Origin of the sequence: Aureimonas sp. OT7, assembly GCF_014844055.1 — a bacterium.
Lineage (GTDB): Bacteria > Pseudomonadota > Alphaproteobacteria > Rhizobiales > Rhizobiaceae > Aureimonas > Aureimonas altamirensis_A.
The window spans coordinates 2,740,102-2,758,837 of sequence record NZ_CP062167.1; the positions used below are offsets into that span (position 1 = coordinate 2,740,102).

An 18,736-nucleotide genomic window follows, 5' to 3' on the forward strand; every position below is an offset into this window, starting at 1 on the left:
TCCGTATCATCCCCCCGCAACAGGCTGCTTGCCTGGCCCCTCTCCTATGATACACAGCGCCATGATCGGCACGGATTGCCGCGACCCGAATTGGCTGCCAAGCCTCGCGTTATCCAAAGCTTGCGCCGTTTGAGCGCGCAAACCGGCCGTCCAAGACAACTGGAGTTTTCATGACCAAGACCGTGGTCACCCGCTTCGCGCCCTCGCCCACCGGATATCTTCATATCGGCGGAGCCCGGACAGCGCTGTTCAACTGGCTTTATGCCCGCCATCACGGCGGCAAGATGCTGCTGCGCATCGAGGATACGGATCGCGAACGCTCCACCGAAGCGGCGGTGACGGCCATCATCGACGGGTTGTCGTGGCTCGGTCTCGATGCCGATGAGCCGCCGATCTCGCAGTTCGAGCGCGTCGCGCGCCATCGCGAGGTGGCCGAGGAGATGGTCCGGCGCGGCAACGCCTATTTCTGCTATGCCACGCCCCAGGAGCTGGAAGAGATGCGGGAGAAGGCGCGCGCCGAAAAGCGGCCGCCGCGCTATGATGGCCGCTGGCGCGACCGCGATCCGTCCGAAGCGCCCGCCGATGTGAAGCCCGTTATCCGGCTGCGCGCCCCGCTGGACGGCGAGACCCTGGTGCGCGACCAGGTGCAGGGCGACGTGCGCTTTCCCAACAAGGATCTGGACGACCTCGTGCTGCTGCGGTCCGACGGCACGCCGACCTATATGCTGGCCGTGGTGGTGGACGACCATGACATGGGCGTAACCCATATCATCCGGGGCGATGACCACCTCACCAACGCCGCACGGCAGACGTTGATCTTCCAGGCCATGGACTGGGACGTTCCGGTCATGGCCCATATCCCGCTGATCCACGGCGCGGATGGCGCCAAGCTTTCCAAGCGCCACGGCGCGTTGGGCGTCGAGGCCTATCGCGCGCTGGGATATCTGCCCGTCGGCTTGAAGAACTATCTCGTACGACTGGGTTGGAGCCACGGCGACGACGAGATCATGTCGATCGAGGACATGATCCGCTGGTTCGACATAGCAGACGTCAACAAGGGCGCGGCGCGCTTCGATTTCGCCAAGCTCGAAGCCGTCAACGGCTACTGGATGCGCCACAGCGACGACGCGGAACTGGCCCGCACCCTCATGGGGGAGCGCGATTATCTACCGAATGGCTCCATCCTCCGGCAGAAGGGCGACGTCGAGACGCTCGATCTTCTCACACGCGCCATGCCCGGCCTGAAGGAGCGCGCCAAGACGCTCGTCGAACTTGCGGACAGCGCAGCCTACCTGTTCGCCACCCGCCCTCTCCCGCTGGAGGAGAAGGCTGCCGAAACCTTGGGCAATGGGGGGCGCGAGATCGTCGCAGGCCTGCTGCCGGCCCTCTCCGCGGTATCGGAATGGACGGTCCCCAACCTGGAGGCTGTCGTGCGCGAACATGCCGAGAAGGAAGGGCTGAAGCTCGGCAAGGTTGCGCAGCCGTTGCGCGCTGCGCTGACGGGCCGCACCACATCTCCGGGCGTCTTCGACGTTCTGGAAGTTCTAGGCCGCGAGGAATCCCTCGCGCGCCTGGCAGACCAGTCTTGAAGGGGGCTGTACATCTTTTGATTGGCAGTGCGGCATAAATCGCTGCTTTGCAGAAAAAAGTAAGTGCCGAAAACTTGTTCGCGGGACGCGGACAAGTTAGGCATGAGCTCCGAAATCGACCTATGCGCCGCCGGCCACCGCATCAGCGATCCGGCGGCTTTCGAAGAAGGGAACGCGCATGAGTGAAGCCGCCAAGCTTTCGCTGGACGGAAAGGAAGCCAATTTCGGCGTCCGCCACGGCACCATCGGCCCCGATGTCGTGGACATCGGTTCTCTCTACAAGGAAACCGGCGCGTTCACCTACGATCCGGGCTTTACCTCCACCGCCTCCTGCGAGTCGAAGATCACGTTCATCGATGGCGATGAAGGCATCCTCCTGCACCGGGGCTACCCTATCGAGCAGCTGGCCGAGGAAGGCGACTTCCTCGAAGTCTGCTACCTGCTTCTCTACGGCGAATTGCCCACCGCCCAGGAAAAGGAAGACTTCACCTATCGCGTCACGCGCCACACGATGGTGCATGAGCAGATGACGAAGTTCTTTTCCGGCTTCCGGCGCGACGCGCACCCGATGGCCGTGATGGTCGGCTCGGTAGGCGCGCTGTCGGCCTTCTATCACGACTCGACCGACATAACGGATCCGCATCAGCGCATGGTGGCGTCCATCCGCATGGTCGCCAAGATCCCCACCCTGGCGGCGATGGCCTACAAGTACCATATCGGCCAGCCGTTCGTGTATCCGCGCAACGACCTGTCCTACGCCGAAAACTTCCTGCACATGTGCTTTGCCGTCCCGTGCGAGCCGTACAAGATCAACCCGGTTCTCGCCCGCGCGATGGACCGCATCTTCATTCTCCACGCCGACCACGAGCAGAATGCATCCACCTCCACGGTGCGGCTGGCCGGTTCGTCCGGCGCAAATCCCTTCGCCTGCATTGCCGCCGGCGTCGCATGCCTGTGGGGTCCGGCGCATGGCGGCGCCAACGAGGCTGCGCTCAACATGCTGTCGGAGATCGGTAGCAAGGATCGTATCCCCGAATTCGTTGCACGCGCCAAGGACAAGAACGATCCGTTCCGCCTGATGGGCTTCGGCCACCGCGTGTACAAGAACTACGATCCGCGCGCCAAGATCATGCAGAAAACCTGCCATGAGGTGCTGGACGAGCTTGGCCTGAAGGACGATCCGCTTCTCGAAGTGGCGATGGAACTGGAGCACATCGCGCTGAACGACGAGTATTTCATCGAGAAGAAGCTCTACCCGAACGTCGATTTCTATTCGGGTATCACGCTCAAGGCCCTCGGCTTCCCGACCACGATGTTCACCGTGCTGTTCGCCCTCGCGCGGACTGTCGGCTGGATCGCCCAGTGGAAGGAAATGATCGAAGACCCGCAGCAGCGCATCGGACGCCCGCGCCAGCTTTATACGGGCTCGCCGCAGCGCGACTATCTGGCGCTCGACAAGCGCAGCTGACACTTTTTCGCAGCCGAACCAAAAAAGGCGCGCTCCCGGCCCGGAGCGCGCCTTTTGCATTTGGACGCCTGAAGGCCGCCGCCTAGGTCACATACCCGTAAACGGAAGTCCGTTGTGCGGTGGGTTCCGATTCACTGACCGCCTTTGCGGAGTTTAGCGATGGCTCGTTTCGATCTGACGGATTTCGAGTGGTCTGCGATCGAGCCACTGCTGCCGACGAAGGTTCGCGGGGTGCCGCGCGCCGATGACCGCAAGGTTCTGAACGGCATCTTCCGGCGGCGCACCGGGGCGCCATGGGCCGACATTCCCGCCCGCTACGGCCGCACACAACCTGTGTCAACCGCTTCAACCGGTGGCGCAGAGCAGGCCACTGAGCGCGCATTCTTCAAGCCGTGTCAGCTACTTACGATGGCGACGTGCAGATGATCAGTAGTTCCTCGATCCGCGTGCATCAGCACGCCGCCAACGGCCCAAAAAAAGACGAGCGATCCCGTTGCATGGGTCGCTCGCGCGGCGGCGTGACCACCAAGATCCATGCGCTGGTCGCTGCCGAGTGCCGGCCGATCCACCTCAAGCTGACCGAGCGCCAGGCACACGACGTGCGCTCGGCCGCCGATATGTTCGACACCGTCGAGGCCGGGCACATCCTGCTCGCCGGCCGCGCCTATGACGGCGACGCCCTGCGTGCCGCGATGGCCGAGCGAGGCGCGTGGGCCAAGATCAGTCCGGCGCGACATCGTAGCCCGGTATCGATTCCATCTTGTCCAGCGTGCCGCCGGTATGCCCCAGCCCGCGCCCGGAGATCATCGGCACCACCGCCCCGCAGGCAGCGACGATGGGCGCAAGCATCAGCGAAACATTGTCGCCGACGCCGCCCGTCGAATGCTTGTCGACGATGGGCCGGTCGATGCCGCTCCAGTCGAGTACGTCACCGGAATCGCGCATGCTGGTCGCAAGGCCACGGTCTCGTCGCGGTCGAGGCCGTTGAAAAAGACCGCCATGGCGAATGCGGCGGCCTGCCCCTCGGTAACGCGTTCATCGGCGAAACCCGCGATGAAATCCCGGATGTCGCCGGCACCGAGCACGCCACCATCGCGCGGCGGATGGTTTCCTGCGGCAGTCCGCCATCAATACCCCTCCCGGCTTTCGACGGAGGGCTTCGCCTGCGCAACCGCGCCAGAACCTTCCCGTTCAGCGCATGGGTCTATCGCCAGCGCAGCGCGGTCGAGCGCTTCTTCAGCAAACTCAAGCACTTCAGGGCCATCGCCACCCGCTACGACAAGAGAGACGACAACTTCCTCGCCTCCGTCCAGCTCGCTTCAATACGAATCTGGCTGCGGAGTTATGAGTCGATCACCTGGTGTTCGGCCTGCTGCAGGATGATGGCGGCGGCGGCTTCGCCGGGGCTCCGGTCCACGGTCATCAGACGGTGAATTTCGGCAAAGCCCTCCATCTGGGCGCGTCGCTCGGCCGTATCCTTCAGCAGGCGCTCCAGCCTGCGCGACAACAGTTGCGGGCGCACGAACTCGTGGAAATGCTCCGGCACGAGCGGATGGTCCACGATATAGTTGGGCAATACCGCCGTCCAACCCGTGATGAGACGGCGCAACTGGTAGGACAGCGGGTCCAGCCGGTAGGCGATGACCATCGGCGTCCCGGCAAGGGCCAGCTCAAGCGCGACGGTGCCCGAGGCAGCCAGCGCCGCATCGGCCTGTGCGAATGCATGCCACTTCGCCTCTTCCCCCTCCACGACTTCGGGCTTGTCCGGCCATGCCGACAGCTTGTCCCGGATCAGGGAGGCCACGCGCGGCACGACAGGCAATACGCCGCGCAAGTCAGGCATCCGTGTTTTCAGTTCCGTGAAGGTCGCGCCGAAATCGTCCATCAGGCGGTTCACCTCGCCGCGCCGGGATCCGGGGAGGATCAGAAGCGTCGGCGGTTCGCCGATCGGCTTTTCCACGCCTCCGTGCTCTTTCCAGATCGCGTTCAGATGCGGCTCGCTCATGATGGGGTGGCCGACATAGCTGGCCGGCGGGCCTCCGGCTGCGGCGATATAGGCCGGCTCGAAAGGGAACAGGCACACGGTGCGGTCCACCGCGGCGGCCAGCGCCTTGGCCCGCTCGGGCCGGTACGCCCAGATTGCCGGCGGCACGACGTTGACGATTTTCAGGTCGGGCCGCGCCTTCCGCAACCGCGCAGCGACGCGGTTGGTAAAGGTGAAACTGTCGATGGTGACGACGATGTCCGGGCGCGCGTCGAGCAGGCCGTCGACGGTCTGAGACAGCCGCCGCATGAGCTGAGGCAGCCGCGCCACGATTGCACCCACGCCGATGATCGACAGTTCCTCGATGTCGAAGAAACTGCGCAGGCCTTCCGCCTGCATGGCCGGTCCGCCGAGTCCCACAGGCTCGATGGTTGCCCCGAGGCCGCGTAAGCCCCGAATGATTTCCGCCCCGATCCTGTCGGCGGAGTGCTCGCCGACCACGAAACCGACCTTCATGGATGCCTCCCCTCGGCAACGCCGACGACGAACAGGCCGCGGCGTGCCGCCGCCTCGGCAAGTGCGTCGATATCGATGACGAGCGAAGCGCCCGAAGAAACCCCGATCCCGCAAAGACCGGCCTCCGCCGCCTGCTCGATCGTCTCCGCGCCGATGCTGGGCAGGTCCAGCCGTCGATCCTGCTGCGGCTTGACCGCCTTGAACAGGACCGTTCGCTCGGAGCGCCCGATGCGGCCCTGGCGGCGCAGTTCGGCAACGCGCTTCAGCATGTCGCGCGTGCCCTCGATGCCTTCCAGTGCGATGACCCGCTCGGCCGAGGCAACCGCCGCCTGCCCGATATCGAGATGGCCAAGCGCCCGCGCCGCTTCCGCGGCCCGCGCGATGGCCCTGGCCTCCGCCTGGTCCGGCGCGCGGCCTGCAAGCAGCCCTTCGGGCGCGAGCAGACCCGGAATGACCTCCTGCACCCCGTGCAGTTCGAAGCCGCGCCGCTCGAAGGCGCGGGATACGGCACGCAGCATCGTATCGTCGCCGCCGCGCATGATGGAGAATATTTCCGGAAGCAACCGCAAGGTCTGCAGTGAAGGAATCATCGAGCGGTAATCGGGCCGGATCGAGATCGTGCCGCAGAAGACGATGTGCCGGGCACCCACCTTGCGCAGGTAGGGGAAGATATCCCCCGTCTGGGACCATTTCAGCGGCCGATTGCGATAGCCCGACCAGTCTTCCAGCCACCCATCGCCGACCGGCACGACGACCGGCGTGAAGCCTGCGCCCTTCAACGTGTCCGCGATCATCTTCGGCAGGACGCCGCCCCCGGCAACGATGCCGAACGCCTCGCCGGGCGTGGCGGGCACCAGGCCCGCCGGCGCCGGCAAGCCGGCGTTCAAGCCGGTCGGACCGACCGGGGGAAGCATAAAGCCCTGTCCCCGCCGGCCTTGATGAAGCCGAGCAGGTCCTGGACAAGTGGGTCCTCCGGATACTCGGCCTCCACCTCTTCCATGTTTTCCTTGAAGGTCAGATCGTCGGAGAACAGCATCCGGTAGGCCTTGCGCACATTGCGGATGGCCTCACGGTTGAAACCGGCGCGCTTCATGCCGATCACGTTGAGACCGGCAAGGTAAGCGCGGTTACCGATGACCATGCCGAAGGGAATGACGTCCCCTTCCACGGCGGCGAGGCCGCCGATATAGGCGTGATGACCGACCCGCGTGAACTGATGGATGGCAGAGCCGCCGGCGAAGGTGGCATAATCCCCGATCGTGCAATGTCCGGCCAGCATCACATTGTTGATGATGGTCACGTTGTTGCCGAGGATGCAGTCGTGCGCCACATGCGCCCCGGTGAAGAAGGCGCAATTGTCGCCGATGGTCGTTTCCGAGCGCCCCTGCACCGTGCCGGGGTTCATGGTGACGCTTTCCCGGATCAGGCAGTTGGACCCGATCACGAGTCGCGTATCTTCGCCCCGATATTTCAGGTGCTGCGGCGCATGCCCCAGGGACGCGAAGGGAAATATCTGCGCATTGTGGCCGATGCGGGTGTTGCCCGCCAGAACGACATGCGAATGAAGCCTGGAGTTGGCCCCCAGCACCACGCGCGGACCGATATGGCAGAACGGGCCGATCTCGCAACCGGCTCCGATGACAGCCCCGTCTTCGACGATTGCCGTGGGATGTAGGGTGTAATCGTGCGATGACATGGACGTGCTCAGGCGGCCTCCGCCTGCGCGACCATGGCGCTGACGGTGGCCTCGGCAACCTTTACGCCATCGACCTTGGCGACGCAGTCGAAGCGCCAGATGTTGCCGCGCTTCTTGACCTGCGACACATGATATTCAAGCCTGTCGCCCGGCACCACGGGCTTGCGGAACTTCGCATTGTCCACCGTCATGAGGTAGACGAGCGCCGGCATGCCGCCGAGGCCGCGCGTGCAGATGGCTCCGGCGGTCTGCGCCATGCCCTCGATGATCAGGACGCCCGGCATGACCGGGTTGCCAGGGAAATGCCCCTGGAACTGAGGCTCGCTTGCCGTGACATTCTTGATGCCGATGGCGCTTCTGTCCCCGTCGATCTCGATGATCCGGTCCACCAGAAGAAAAGGGTAGCGGTGGGGTAACAGCGCCATGATCTCCATGACGTCCATTTTTTCCAGCACCGGCTTCTCTTCGCTCATTCCTGTCCTCCTGTCGTGCGCCTGGCGCGCGCCATCTCCCGGAGCCATGTCACCTCGCGCAGCCAGTCGCGTACCGGACGCGCTGGCGTGCCTCCCCACCGTGCGCCGGGCGGCACGTCGCCCGCAACCGTGCTGACGGCAGCGATCTGCGCGCCGTCGCCGATGGTCACATGACCGTTGACACCGGATTGCCCCCCAATAGCGACATTGTCACCGATTGTCGCGCTTCCGGCTATGCCGACTTGCGACACGATGACGCAATTGCGTCCGATACGGACATTGTGGGCGATCTGCACCTGATTATCGATCTTGGTATTCTCACCGATGACGGTATCGCGGACGGCGCCGCGATCCACCGTCGAGTTGGCGCCGATTTCGACGTTGTCCTGAACGATCACGCGGCCGATCTGCACCTGCTTCAGAATGCCTTCACGGCCGATCGCGTAGCCGAATCCGTCCTGGCCGACGCGAACGCCCGGATGCAGGATCACCCGGTTTCCCAGCAGTGCATGTTGCACGCTGACGCCGGCGCCGATGGCGCAGTCACGGCCGATGCGGCATCCGCCACCGATGGCGGCGCCGGCACCGATAACCGTACCGGATCCGATCTCGACGTCCGGGCCGACCACGGCGAACGGCTCGATCGTCGCGCCGTCCTCTATCCGGGCCGTGGCGTGGATGCTGGCCTGCGGGGATATGCCCTCCCCGCCACCAATGGCCGAAGGCAACATCGCGGCCGGAAACAGTACCGCGCCGACCTTGGCGAAAGCCGCCTGCGTATCCGCCACGACAAGCCGGGCGATACCGGCCGGAACAAGTTTGGAATAGCGCTCGACCACGATGATGGCGCCGGCACGCGTAACCGCCAGCTCATGCTCGTAGTTGGGATTGTCGAAAAAGCTGATATCCGTGGGGCCTGCCCGCTCGAGCGTCGCGATGCCGTCGATCGGCAAATCGCCTGCTTCCGCCTGCTCCAGCACTCCACTGCAAAGCGCCGCAAGCGAGCCGAGTGTCTTCGGCTCGCCGCGGCTGAAAAACGAGGTTTCGTTCATCGTTCCATTCCGGGCCGAGTTGGCTTTACCCGGCCCGTGGTATCAGAAGCGCGAGGAGAAGCCGAACGAGAACTCCTGCGTCCGGTCATAATCTTCCTTGGCGATCGGATAGGCGTAGTTCACGCGGATCGGACCGAAGGGCGATGCCCAGATCAGGCCGACACCCGCCGAAGCGCGGATGTTGAAATCGTCGCCCACGACACCCGGCTGGTCGGCATACTCCGTGCCCCACAGCGAGCCGGCATCGGCGAAGGCCGCGCCACGGAAGCCGAGATCGCGCGAGACCAGCGGCAGCGGGAAGGTAACTTCGGCGCTGGCATTGGCATAGTTCTCGCCGCCGATGGCGACACCATTCCCCGCAGGATTTCCGGAAGCATCAAGCGTGAACTGGCGCGGCCCGAGGCCCTGGTATTTAAAGCCGCGGACGATGTCCTGGCCCTTGAAGAAGTTGTCGAAGACGCGCAGGTCGTCGCCGAGAGCGGTGACGTTGCCCGCCCCGCCGCTCAACTGACCGATGATGTCATATTCTTCATTCAACAGCGAGAACCACGAGGCCTTACCCGTCGTACGCAGGAACTCGGCGTCGCCGCCCAGGCCCGCAACTTCCTGTCCAGCCTGGATGAAGAAGCCGTCGCGCGGATCGGTACTGCTGTCCAGCGTATTGTAGGTCAGCGCATAGGACACCGACGACGTCGTGTACGGGCTGTCGCAGATCGCCTGGTTGATGATGGCCGAGTTGGTGTAACGCGGCGCATATTGACCAATGAAGGTAGCCGGCGTACCCGCAGCCGCTGCAATCGCAGCAGCGTTATCGCCATCCGCGCAGGTGGTGTAGAAGATATTACCGGCCGCGTCATACTGGCCGACGCCCGTATCGTCGCCGAAGCGCTCTTCCTTGTAGTTATAAGCGAGCTGCGCGGTCAGCTTCTGCGTCAGAGGCGCCGCGATACGCAGCGTGCCACCGGTGCGCTCGATATCGTAATCGGACGAGCTGTTCTCGGTCCGGTAGATATCGAAGCCGGCTGCAAGACGGCGCCCGAGGAAATAGGGCTCGGTGAACGACAAATTGTAGTTGCGTGTATCCTCGCCGAAGCCGGCGGAAACGCGCACGAACTGGCCGCGACCGAGGAAGTTGCGCTCGGTGATGCCGACTTCCGCGACGGGACCGGGGTTTTCGCCGCCGGTCGTGTAGCCGCCGCCGACTGAGAACTCGCCCGTGGACTGCTCGACCACCTGGACGACGACGACGACGCGATCGGGCTCGCTGCCCGGAGCGGTCGAGACGTTGACGGTCTGGAAGAAGCGCAGCGCTTCGAGACGCTGGCGCGCGCGCTGGACGAGCACCTGGTTGAAGGCGTCGCCTTCGGAAACGTCGAACTCGCGGCGGATGACGTAGTCGCGCGTCTTGGTGTTGCCACGGATCTCGATGCGCTCGACATAAGCGCGCGGACCCTGGTCGATCACGTATTCGACGCCGATCGTGTTGTTGGTGAAGTCGCGGTCGCCACGCGGCGTGACCTGGGCGAAAGCATAACCCTGGGCGGCCACGGCGTTGGTGAGGTTGACGAGCGTATCCTCGACCTTCTCGGCGCTGTAGACGTTGCCCGGCCTGGTTTCAAGTTCACCCTGCAGGGCCGCGGCGTCGATGCCGGGCACGGTGGAGTCGATGTTGACGTTGCCGAAGGTGTAACGCTCACCCTCTTCCACGGTGATCGTGACGAAATATTCGTTCTTCGCGGCATCGAGTTCGGCAACCGAGGAGACGATACGGAAGTCGGCGAAACCACGGTTGTAGTAGAAGCGACGGAGCGTTTCCTCGTCGGCGCGCAGGCGATCCTCGTCGTAGATGTCACTCTTCTGGAGGAAGCCGAACAAGCCGGTCTCACGCAGCGAGATCACCTCTTTCAGGCGGCGGTCGCCAAAGGCGTTATTGCCGACGAAGTTGATCTGGGCGATGCGGGTGCGATCGCCCTCGACGATTTCGAACACCACGTTGACGCGGTTGCCATCCGCCGGAAGCGTACGCACCGACACCTGGGCGTCGCTGCGGCCCACGCGGGAATACACGCTGCGGATGGCATCCACATCGGCCTGCGCGGTAGACGCGTTGTAGGCCGCGCGCGGCGCCGTCTGCACGACGGACTCGAGCTGCTCGTTCTTGACCTTGGAGTTGCCCTGGAAGACGACTTCGTTGACGATCTGGTTCTCGTCGACCTGGACGATCAGTGTGCCGCCCGACTGGCTGACCCGGACGTCCGAGAACAGGCCGGTCGCGAACAGCCGCGTGACCACCTGGTCCATTTCTGCCGGGGTCACGTTCTGCCCCGGGCGGATCTGGCTGAGGTTGCGGACCGTGTCGGCATCGACGCGCGATGTGCCGCGCACTTCGATCCGGTTGACGACGGCCGCGTGCGCAGCGCTCATGACCCCGAGTTGGATACCGACAGTGGACGCCGTAAGGATCGTCGAGGAAAGCGCCGCCGCCGACAAGGCGTTGAGAAGCTTCGAACCAGCCGTCATAGGCCTAACCACCTTTTATACTTCTGCCGAGCAGGACGCGTGACAGGATACGTCACATGCCTTGTATCGGCTTTGCGGATGCGTTCAACCAGACTGGGCCTGAATCCGTTTAGGATTCACGAAAGCGTTGCGAAATCGACACGGCAACGGCCCCGTATGGTTAACGATCGGCAAACCCCCTGATGTCCCCTGACCCCTTGCGGCGCGGCTTCAGCCGAGCCGCAGGAGATCGTTCGAGAATGCGAATACCATGAGCCCCATTACAAGGACCAGCCCGATTCGGAAACCGATCTCCTGCGTGCGTTCGCTCAACGGCTTTCCCCGGATCGCCTCGGCCGCGTAGAACAGCAGATGCCCCCCATCCAGAATGGGGATCGGCAGGAGGTTCAGGAGGCCGATGGAGATGGAAAGCAATGCCGCCATGTTGAGAAGGGTGGCAAAGCCGAGGGTGGCGGCCTGACTCGACATCTGCGCGATGCGGATCGGCCCGCCGATCTGGTCCACCGGCTGCGCCCCTCTGAACAGACCGCCGATGAAGTCCACCGTGCGCTCGGTCACGAACCATGTTTGCGAGACGCCGAACTGCAGCGACTGCAGGACGCTCAGATCCTCGACCCGAAAGGATGACGCGGCATCCGTCGCGACGATGCCGACGACCGGCATGGTATATTCGTTACCGAACGGATCGGTCTGCGTCCGCTCCTGCGGGGTTACGGTCAGCGGCACTTGCGAGCCGCCGCGGTCCACGACGATCGCGATCGGGATATTGGCGCGCGAGGCCACGTGACGCTGGAAATCGCCGAAATAGGCGATATCCTGGCCGTCGGCGCTGATGATCCTGTCACCCGGCAGGATACCGGCTGTAGCCGCCGGCGAGTCCGCCTGCACTTCCGCCACCACCGGATCGCCCACGACGCGCCCGTTGACATAGGCGACGGCCGCGAAGATGGCGATGGCCAGGATGAAGTTGGCGACCGGGCCCGCCGCCACCGTCAAGGCGCGTCGCCAGACGCTTTTCGCGTGGAACGCGCCACGGCGCTCGGCTTCATCCATACGCTCCAGCGCATCCCTGTCCGGCATGCTGCCTGCGTTTTCGTCGCCAAGGAACTTCACGTAGCCGCCCAGCGGGATCATGCAGAGCTTCCAGCGGGTGCCGTGCCGATCCGTGAAGCCGACCAGTTCCTTTCCAAAGCCGACCGAGAAGGCCAGGATGCGGATGCCGCACCACCGGCCCACCAGGTAATGGCCGAGTTCGTGGAAGAAGACGATGACCGTCAGGACGAAAAGAAACGGAACGACCTTGACGAGAGCGCTGTCCCAGATCGCACCGAGTGCGCCCGCTGCATCCATGACGTGCCAATCTCCAGATGAGGATGTACGAAAAACCTAAAGGTGAAATATGGCGCGGGCGGGTTCTTCAAGCTCGCTTGCGAACAGGCCGGTAAGCCATAGCACGGCCGTGGCGAAGATGAGAGCGTCGATCCTGTCCATCAGGCCGCCATGGCCCGGGATCAGGCGGCCGGAATCCTTGACGCCGAAACGACGCTTGATCCAGGATTCGTAGAGATCTCCCGCCTGCCCCACCGCCGACAGAACGGCTGAAAGCAACAGGATGCCGACACTGATATCGCCGCTGACGAGATAGGTGTAGAGCCACCCGGCCAACACGCCGGCGACGAGGCCGCCGACCGCGCCCGAGATCGTCTTCTTGGGTGAGACCAGCGGCATCAGCTTCGGCCCGCCGAACGTCCGCCCGCTGAAATAGGCGGCAATGTCGGTAGACCAGACGACGCAGATGACCAGACCCAGAGCCGCCAACCCCTCTACGTCATCCCCCCGCACCATACCCGGCGCAAGCCCGGCAATCGCGGCATAGACGAGGCCGCCGGCCACCCAGTCGGCGCGTTTCTCGCGTCGGTCCACGAAGGCGATGAAGATCGCAACGCATGCCACGATGGCGAGCGCCAGAAGCTCGAAATGGAACAGGAAAGCCAGAAGCGACAGGGCCAGCGCGTTCCGCGCGACGTCGAACAACGGGCCGGCACGCTTGGCCCCGGTGATGCGCGCCCATTCGTCGAAGACGATGAAACCGGTCACGACGCAGAGGATGCGGAAGGGCAGCCCCCCCAGAATGGCGAGTGACAGCACCGCCAGGCCCAGGATCACAGCGGAAATCAGGCGCGGCTTGAGATCGCCCCAGGATTTCGCACGCAGGAACCGTCCGATCTCCAGGCCCATCGATCAGGACGCGATCTCTTGCGACACGGCGCCGAAGCGGCGATCACGCGAGGCATATTCATCGAGCGCGGCCTGCAGGGCGGCGCGATCGAAGTCGGGCCACAGGCATGGCAGGAAAACCAGTTCGGCATAGGCCGACTGCCAGAGCAGGAAGTTGGACAGCCTTTGCTCGCCGCTGGTGCGGATGATGAGGTCGAGCTCGGGCAGCCCCGCCGTATCCATGTGAGCGTCCATCGCCGAAGCGTCGATGTCCTCGCTGCGCAACTCGCCTGCCGCGACGCGCTCGGCGATACGCCGCGCGGCCCGCGCGATCTCGTCGCGCGCGCCGTAATTGAAGGCGATCACCAGCGTCGTCCCGGTATTGCCGCGCGTCAGGCTTTCGGCCTCTTCGAGAAGGCCGAGGATATCGCCGGGCAGATTGTCGCGGGCGCCGATGATGCGCACGCGAACGCCCTCGCGATGCAGTTCCGCAAGATCCCGCCGGATGAATATCTTGAGCAGCGACATCAATTCGCTGACTTCGTCCTGTGGCCGGCGCCAGTTCTCGGACGAGAAGGCGAACAGGGTCAGGACCTCGATACCGAGTTGACCGACCGCGCGCACGGCATCGCGCAGCGCCTCCACCCCGCGGCGGTGCCCCATGGTCCGGGGCAGGCCACGGGCCTTCGCCCAGCGGCCGTTGCCATCCATGATGATCGCGATATGTCGGGGGTGCCGCACGTCGACCTGCCTTCCCTTCGAACCCAGCCGGCGCCCGGTCAGACCTGCATGATCTCGCCTTCCTTGGCGGCCAGCAGCTTATCGATCTCCGACACGGTGTCATCGGTCATCTTCTGGACCTTGTCGGACGTCTGGCGGCTGTCATCCTGCCCGATGTCGCCGTCCTTCTCCATCTTCTTCAGGGTTTCCATCCCGTCGCGGCGCACGTGGCGCGCAGCCACGCGGGCGTTTTCGGCATACTGGTGGGCCACCTTGACCAGTTCCTTGCGGCGCTGCTCGTTGAGCTCGGGCAACGGGATCCGCAGGGTGGTCCCGTCGGTGATCGGGTTGAGGCCCAGATTGCTTTCGCGGATGGCGCGCTCCACCGCGCCCACCATCGACTTGTCCCATACGGACACGGCGATCATGCGCGATTCCGGCACGGTGACGTTGGCGACCTGGTTGAGCGGCATGGAGGACCCATAGGCATCGACCGTGATGGGATCGAGAAGATTCGCGGAGGCCCGCCCCGTCCGAAGTCCGGCAAGATCGCTTTTGAAGGCGCTTACGGCGCCATCCATGCGGCGCTTGATTTCATTGACGTCGAAGTCGGCCATGTTCTGTCCTCTTTTGATTATGTGTGTGGCGGCGCGTCAGTCGGACACGATCGTCGCGCGCCCCTGCCCGGATACGATCCGGGCAAACTCGCCGCCTTCGTGGATGGAGAAGACCACGATGGGGATATGGTTTTCGCGCGCCAGCGCAACCGCCGCGATGTCCATCACGGCAAGGCCCTTCTGCAGGATTTCATCGTGCGTCAGCGTCTCGTAGCGCTCTGCATCGGGATAGAGTTTGGGGTCGGCGCTGTAGATGCCATCGACCTGCGTGCCCTTGAACAGCGCCTCCACTCCCATCTCGGCGGCGCGCAGGGCGGCGGCGGAATCGGTGGTGAAGAAGGGATTGCCCGTACCGCCGGCAAAGATGACGACCCGGCCGGCCTGCGCATGGGCCAGGGCCGCCCTCTGCGAAAAGCTTTCGCAGATTTCGGGCATGGCGATAGCCGACAGCACGATGGCGTCGACGCCGATCTTGGTAAGGGATGTCCGCAACGCGAGGGCGTTGATGACGGTGGCGAGCATGCCCATGTGGTCGCCGGTGACGCGGTCTCCGCCCTTGGACGCCACGGCGACGCCGCGGAAGATATTGCCGCCGCCGATGACGACGGAGATCCTGACGCCGAGTTCGCGCACCTGGTGGATATCGGCTGCGATCCGGTCCGCGACGGCGACGTCGATGCCGAAGCCCTGCGCGCCCATGAGCGCTTCGCCGGATACTTTCAGAAGTACGCTTTTGTAACGCAAAGTCAGTCTTCCCTGTCGAGCCATGGTCCGACCGTCACGGACCGTCGGCGGAAAGCGATTTCCGGCCCGGACCTGACAGCGCGACGTAACGTCGGCTTGCGATACAGGAAGGGCGCCCGCTTGCCAAGCGGACGCCCTTCCAATCCACATTCGTGACGATCGATTACTTCTTGCCGGCGGCAGCGGCGACTTCGGCGGCGAAGTCGCTTTCTTCACGCTCGATGCCCTCGCCCAGGGCGAAGCGGACGAAGCCGGTGATGCGCGCCGGGGCGCCGAACGATCCTTCGGCCTGCTTGAGCGCGGCGCCGACGGTGAGCTCGGGGTTGACGACGAACGCCTGGCTCGTCAGCACGACCTCTTCGAAGAACTTGCGCATGCGGCCTTCGACCATCTTCTCGATGATGTTCTCGGGCTTGCCGGACTGACGCGACTGATCGATGAAGATCGCGCGCTCGCGCTCCACCGTCGCGCTGTCGACTTCGTCGTTGCTGAGGGCAAGCGGGTTCGTCGCGGCGACATGCATCGCCACCTGGCGGCCGAACTGCGTCAGCGCGGCCTTGTCGCCGTCCGACTCGATGGCCACGAGCACGCCGAGCTTGCCGAGGCCGTCTGCAACCTGGTTGTGGATGTAGGTCGCCACGACGCCGTTGGATACGCTCAGCATGGCGGTGCGGCGCAGGCCGAGATTCTCACCGATGGTGGCGACCGCATCCTTGACCGTGTCGGAGACCGACTTGCCGCTGCCCGGCATCGTCGCGGAAGCGACCGCATCGGTGGAACCATCGGTGGCAAGGCCGACCTCGGCGATGTCGCGCACCAGCGCCTGGAAGGCGTCGTTGCGGGCGACGAAGTCCGTCTCGGAGTTGACCTCGACGACGATGGCCTTGTTGTCGCCGGCGGCAACGCCGATCAGGCCCTCGGCGGCCGTGCGGCCGGCCTTCTTGTCGGCCTTGGCGATGCCCTTGGCGCGCAGCCAGTCGATGGCGGCTTCCATGTCGCCATTCGTCTCGGCAAGAGCGGTCTTGCAGTCCATCATGCCCGCGCCGGTCTTCTCGCGCAGTTCCTTCACCATCGAAGCGGTAATTGTCATGGATAGGCCTTTGGGCTGGGCAGGTTCTGCGGCGCCGTGTTCGGGATGCCGGATCCTGCTTCTATTGTATGAATTGGAGGGAGCGGATGCCCGGCATGCCACCCCCCGGAAACAAACGGGCGCACCGGTCCGGGGGAAAGGTGCGCCACGAAGATGACGCCCGAATTACGGGCGCCACCGATCTGGAAAGGCTTGCGGCCGGCTGGCCTCAGGCCGCGGCGCTCTGTTCGCCGGCCTCGGTCTCCTCGGTGGCGGCCGCCTCTTCAGGAGCGGTCTCCATTGCACCGACATCGACGCCCATGGCGCCCTGCTGACGCGCGATACCGTCGACCGCCGCGCGGGCAATGAGGTCGCAATACAGAGCGATGGCACGCGATGCGTCGTCATTGCCCGGGATGGGGAAGTCGATGCGGGAAGGATCGCTGTTCGAATCGACGACGGCGACGACCGGGATGTTGAGGCGCTTGGCCTCGTCGATCGCGATCGCTTCCTTGTTGGTGTCGACGATGAAGATCAGGTCGGGAACGCCGCCCATGTCCTTGATGCCGCCCAGCGCACGGTCGAGCTTGTCGCGCTCGCGCTGCAGGGTCAGGCGCTCCTTCTTGGTGAAGCCCTGGGCTTCGCCGGACAGGATCTCGTCGAGCTTGCGCAGACGCTGGATGGAGTTGGAGATCGTCTTCCAGTTGGTCAGCATGCCGCCGAGCCAACGCGCGTTGACGTAGTACTGGGCCGAACGGTTGGCCGCATCGGCCACCAGCTCGGACGCCTGGCGCTTGGTGCCGACGAACAGCACGCGGCCACCGCGGGCGACGGTGTCGGACACCGTCTGCAGCGCCTTGTGCAGCATCGGAACCGTCTGCGACAGATCCATGATGTGGATGTTGTTGCGCGCACCGAAGATGTACGGCGCCATGCGCGGGTTCCAGCGGTGGGTCTGGTGCCCGAAATGAACGCCGGCTTCGAGAAGCTGGCGCATGGAATAATCTGGCAGAGCCATATCGATCTATCCTTTTGACCGGTTTAACCTCCACGGATAGAAGCGGTCGAACCGCCACCGGTGGGAGCCGCCGCCTCGCGACAGAACCCGATATCCGTGTGTGGAATAGCGCGGCGCATACAACATGACGGCTGCGAAGGCAAGCCGGACGACACGGTCACCGCGAATGGTACGAAGCCGGACCTGTGTCTATTCGCAGTCCGGCGACGTCAGATATTTAAGGTTTGCGAGGTCGCCTTTCAACTCGTAGGCACCGAAATCCAGCAGCATCTGATCCGACACGCCGTTTTCGTAAAGCCGGTAGCGGGCGCGGAAAACAGGTTGGCCGTCCTCGTCTGAATCGCTGTTGAAGTAGGATTCGTCGATCATCCAGGATCTGAGCCCGGCCAGCTCTTCACCCGTCCGGCCGCCCTCCGCCGCCGGCGTGCCGTCCTTGACGGGCAGGATGACGGATGTCGTCGTCAGAAGCTTCTCGGCCTCCGGGTCGCCATCGAACAGGCGCGCTTCGAAGAAGCGGGTTCCCTTTCGCCCCTGGGTGATGAGCTCTTCCGTGTGGCTCAGCGGAAAACGCGACAGCGGAAGCTTGAAATCGCGGCTGACCGGCTCCTGAAGCGTGACATCGGTGCTGTCCGAGGCGTTGACGGCCGCACCCTTTACCGCCCCCTGGTCGAGCCCGTCGACGAAGGTCGTCGTCTCGAACGAGAATTCCTTCCCATGGGCGCGTTCCGTGGACCGCGTCCGCTGGTCGGTCAGCGTCATCTCTCCGTCCTTGTGGAACCGCGCCGCAAAACGATAATCCAGGTCGTAATCGCCGCACGCCCTGGCGTTGAGCGTGAAGGCGATGCGCCCCTCGACGGCAAGGATATCCTCCGTCTGCCCGGCGAGCGACAGGTCGTAGACCGCCTGATGCGGGCGCAGCGGCGCGGCTGCCGCCGGCAGGCTGCCCGCAGCAAGGCCAAAGGCCACGATGGCGAGAAGGGTTCTGGTGTCGATGCTCGGCAAAACCTTCGATCCCCTTGCCTTATTGGACGCGTCGTTGGACATTCGGCCCGT

Annotated in this window: 17 protein-coding genes and 1 pseudogene; 4 read left to right on the forward strand and 14 right to left on the reverse strand. The window is 64.3% G+C overall.

Annotation, left to right across the window (positions count from 1 at the left end):
• The first annotated feature begins 170 nt into the window (after positions 1-170).
• The 4 genes and pseudogenes from gltX to IGS74_RS13110 form a co-directional block, all read left to right on the forward strand.
• The gene (gltX, locus tag IGS74_RS13095; RefSeq protein ID WP_192386684.1) at positions 171-1,589 is read left to right on the forward strand and encodes a glutamate--tRNA ligase; all 1,419 of its coding nucleotides are present in this window, start codon (positions 171-173) and stop codon (positions 1,587-1,589) included.
• Between the two features lie 178 nt (positions 1,590-1,767).
• Positions 1,768-3,057, forward strand: a complete 1,290-nt coding sequence (gltA, locus tag IGS74_RS13100; protein ID WP_039193712.1) for a citrate synthase — start codon at positions 1,768-1,770, stop codon at positions 3,055-3,057.
• A 159-nt stretch (positions 3,058-3,216) separates the two neighbouring features.
• Entirely contained in the window at positions 3,217-3,483 is a 267-nt protein-coding gene (locus IGS74_RS13105) for a transposase (protein WP_192386686.1), read from the forward strand.
• Positions 3,480-4,394 (forward strand): annotated as a pseudogene (locus IGS74_RS13110) (transposase); the annotation flags it as partial. The gene IGS74_RS13105 and the pseudogene IGS74_RS13110, both read left to right, overlap by 4 nt.
• Positions 4,395-4,399: 5 nt before the next feature.
• Here the strand turns inward: IGS74_RS13110 and lpxB are convergent.
• The 14 genes from lpxB to IGS74_RS13180 all read right to left on the reverse strand — a co-directional run bounded on the left by lpxB (position 4,400) and on the right by IGS74_RS13180 (position 18,685).
• On the reverse strand, positions 4,400-5,557 hold the full coding sequence (gene lpxB, locus IGS74_RS13115) for a lipid-A-disaccharide synthase (RefSeq protein ID WP_192386688.1): 1,158 nt from the start codon (positions 5,555-5,557) through the stop codon (positions 4,400-4,402).
• Positions 5,554-6,471 carry a UDP-2,3-diacylglucosamine diphosphatase LpxI gene (lpxI, locus tag IGS74_RS13120; RefSeq protein ID WP_192386690.1) on the reverse strand — a complete coding sequence of 306 codons (918 nt, stop codon included), beginning with the start codon at positions 6,469-6,471 and terminating at the stop codon, positions 5,554-5,556. The genes lpxB and lpxI overlap by 4 nt, the downstream gene beginning before the upstream one ends.
• Complete coding sequence (lpxA, locus tag IGS74_RS13125) at positions 6,441-7,253, reverse strand: acyl-ACP--UDP-N-acetylglucosamine O-acyltransferase (protein ID WP_192386692.1); 813 nt, start codon at positions 7,251-7,253, stop codon at positions 6,441-6,443. The genes lpxI and lpxA overlap by 31 nt, the downstream gene beginning before the upstream one ends.
• A gap of 8 nt (positions 7,254-7,261) precedes the next feature.
• Positions 7,262-7,726 (reverse strand): 3-hydroxyacyl-ACP dehydratase FabZ, encoded by a 465-nt coding sequence (fabZ, locus tag IGS74_RS13130; RefSeq protein WP_039193698.1) that lies wholly within the window; start codon positions 7,724-7,726, stop codon positions 7,262-7,264.
• A complete protein-coding gene (lpxD, locus tag IGS74_RS13135; protein ID WP_192386694.1) occupies positions 7,723-8,778 on the reverse strand; it encodes a UDP-3-O-(3-hydroxymyristoyl)glucosamine N-acyltransferase in 1,056 nt (351 codons plus the stop codon). Before lpxD ends, fabZ begins: the two co-directional genes overlap by 4 nt.
• Before the next feature lie 42 nt (positions 8,779-8,820).
• Complete coding sequence (gene bamA, locus IGS74_RS13140; protein ID WP_192386696.1) at positions 8,821-11,298, reverse strand: outer membrane protein assembly factor BamA; 2,478 nt, start codon at positions 11,296-11,298, stop codon at positions 8,821-8,823.
• Between the two features lie 210 nt (positions 11,299-11,508).
• Positions 11,509-12,648 carry an RIP metalloprotease RseP gene (rseP, locus tag IGS74_RS13145; RefSeq protein WP_192386698.1) on the reverse strand — a complete coding sequence of 380 codons (1,140 nt, stop codon included), beginning with the start codon at positions 12,646-12,648 and terminating at the stop codon, positions 11,509-11,511.
• A gap of 36 nt (positions 12,649-12,684) precedes the next feature.
• Positions 12,685-13,536 carry a phosphatidate cytidylyltransferase gene (locus IGS74_RS13150; protein WP_192386699.1) on the reverse strand — a complete coding sequence of 284 codons (852 nt, stop codon included), beginning with the start codon at positions 13,534-13,536 and terminating at the stop codon, positions 12,685-12,687.
• 3 nt (positions 13,537-13,539) lie between these two features.
• Positions 13,540-14,256: an isoprenyl transferase gene (locus IGS74_RS13155; RefSeq protein ID WP_192386701.1), complete on the reverse strand. Its 717-nt coding sequence runs from the start codon at positions 14,254-14,256 to the stop codon at positions 13,540-13,542.
• A gap of 38 nt (positions 14,257-14,294) precedes the next feature.
• Entirely contained in the window at positions 14,295-14,852 is a 558-nt protein-coding gene (gene frr, locus IGS74_RS13160) for a ribosome recycling factor (RefSeq protein ID WP_039193686.1), read from the reverse strand.
• A 36-nt stretch (positions 14,853-14,888) separates the two neighbouring features.
• Positions 14,889-15,620 (reverse strand): UMP kinase, encoded by a 732-nt coding sequence (gene pyrH, locus IGS74_RS13165; protein WP_192386703.1) that lies wholly within the window; start codon positions 15,618-15,620, stop codon positions 14,889-14,891.
• Between the two features lie 139 nt (positions 15,621-15,759).
• Positions 15,760-16,686, reverse strand: coding sequence for a translation elongation factor Ts (gene tsf / locus IGS74_RS13170; protein ID WP_192386705.1), 927 nt, complete (start codon positions 16,684-16,686; stop codon positions 15,760-15,762).
• Positions 16,687-16,894: 208 nt separating this feature from the next.
• Complete coding sequence (gene rpsB / locus IGS74_RS13175; protein WP_192386707.1) at positions 16,895-17,683, reverse strand: 30S ribosomal protein S2; 789 nt, start codon at positions 17,681-17,683, stop codon at positions 16,895-16,897.
• 189 nt (positions 17,684-17,872) lie between these two features.
• The gene (locus IGS74_RS13180) at positions 17,873-18,685 is read right to left on the reverse strand and encodes a DUF1849 family protein (RefSeq protein WP_192386709.1); all 813 of its coding nucleotides are present in this window, start codon (positions 18,683-18,685) and stop codon (positions 17,873-17,875) included.
• Between the last annotated feature and the right edge of the window lie 51 nt (positions 18,686-18,736).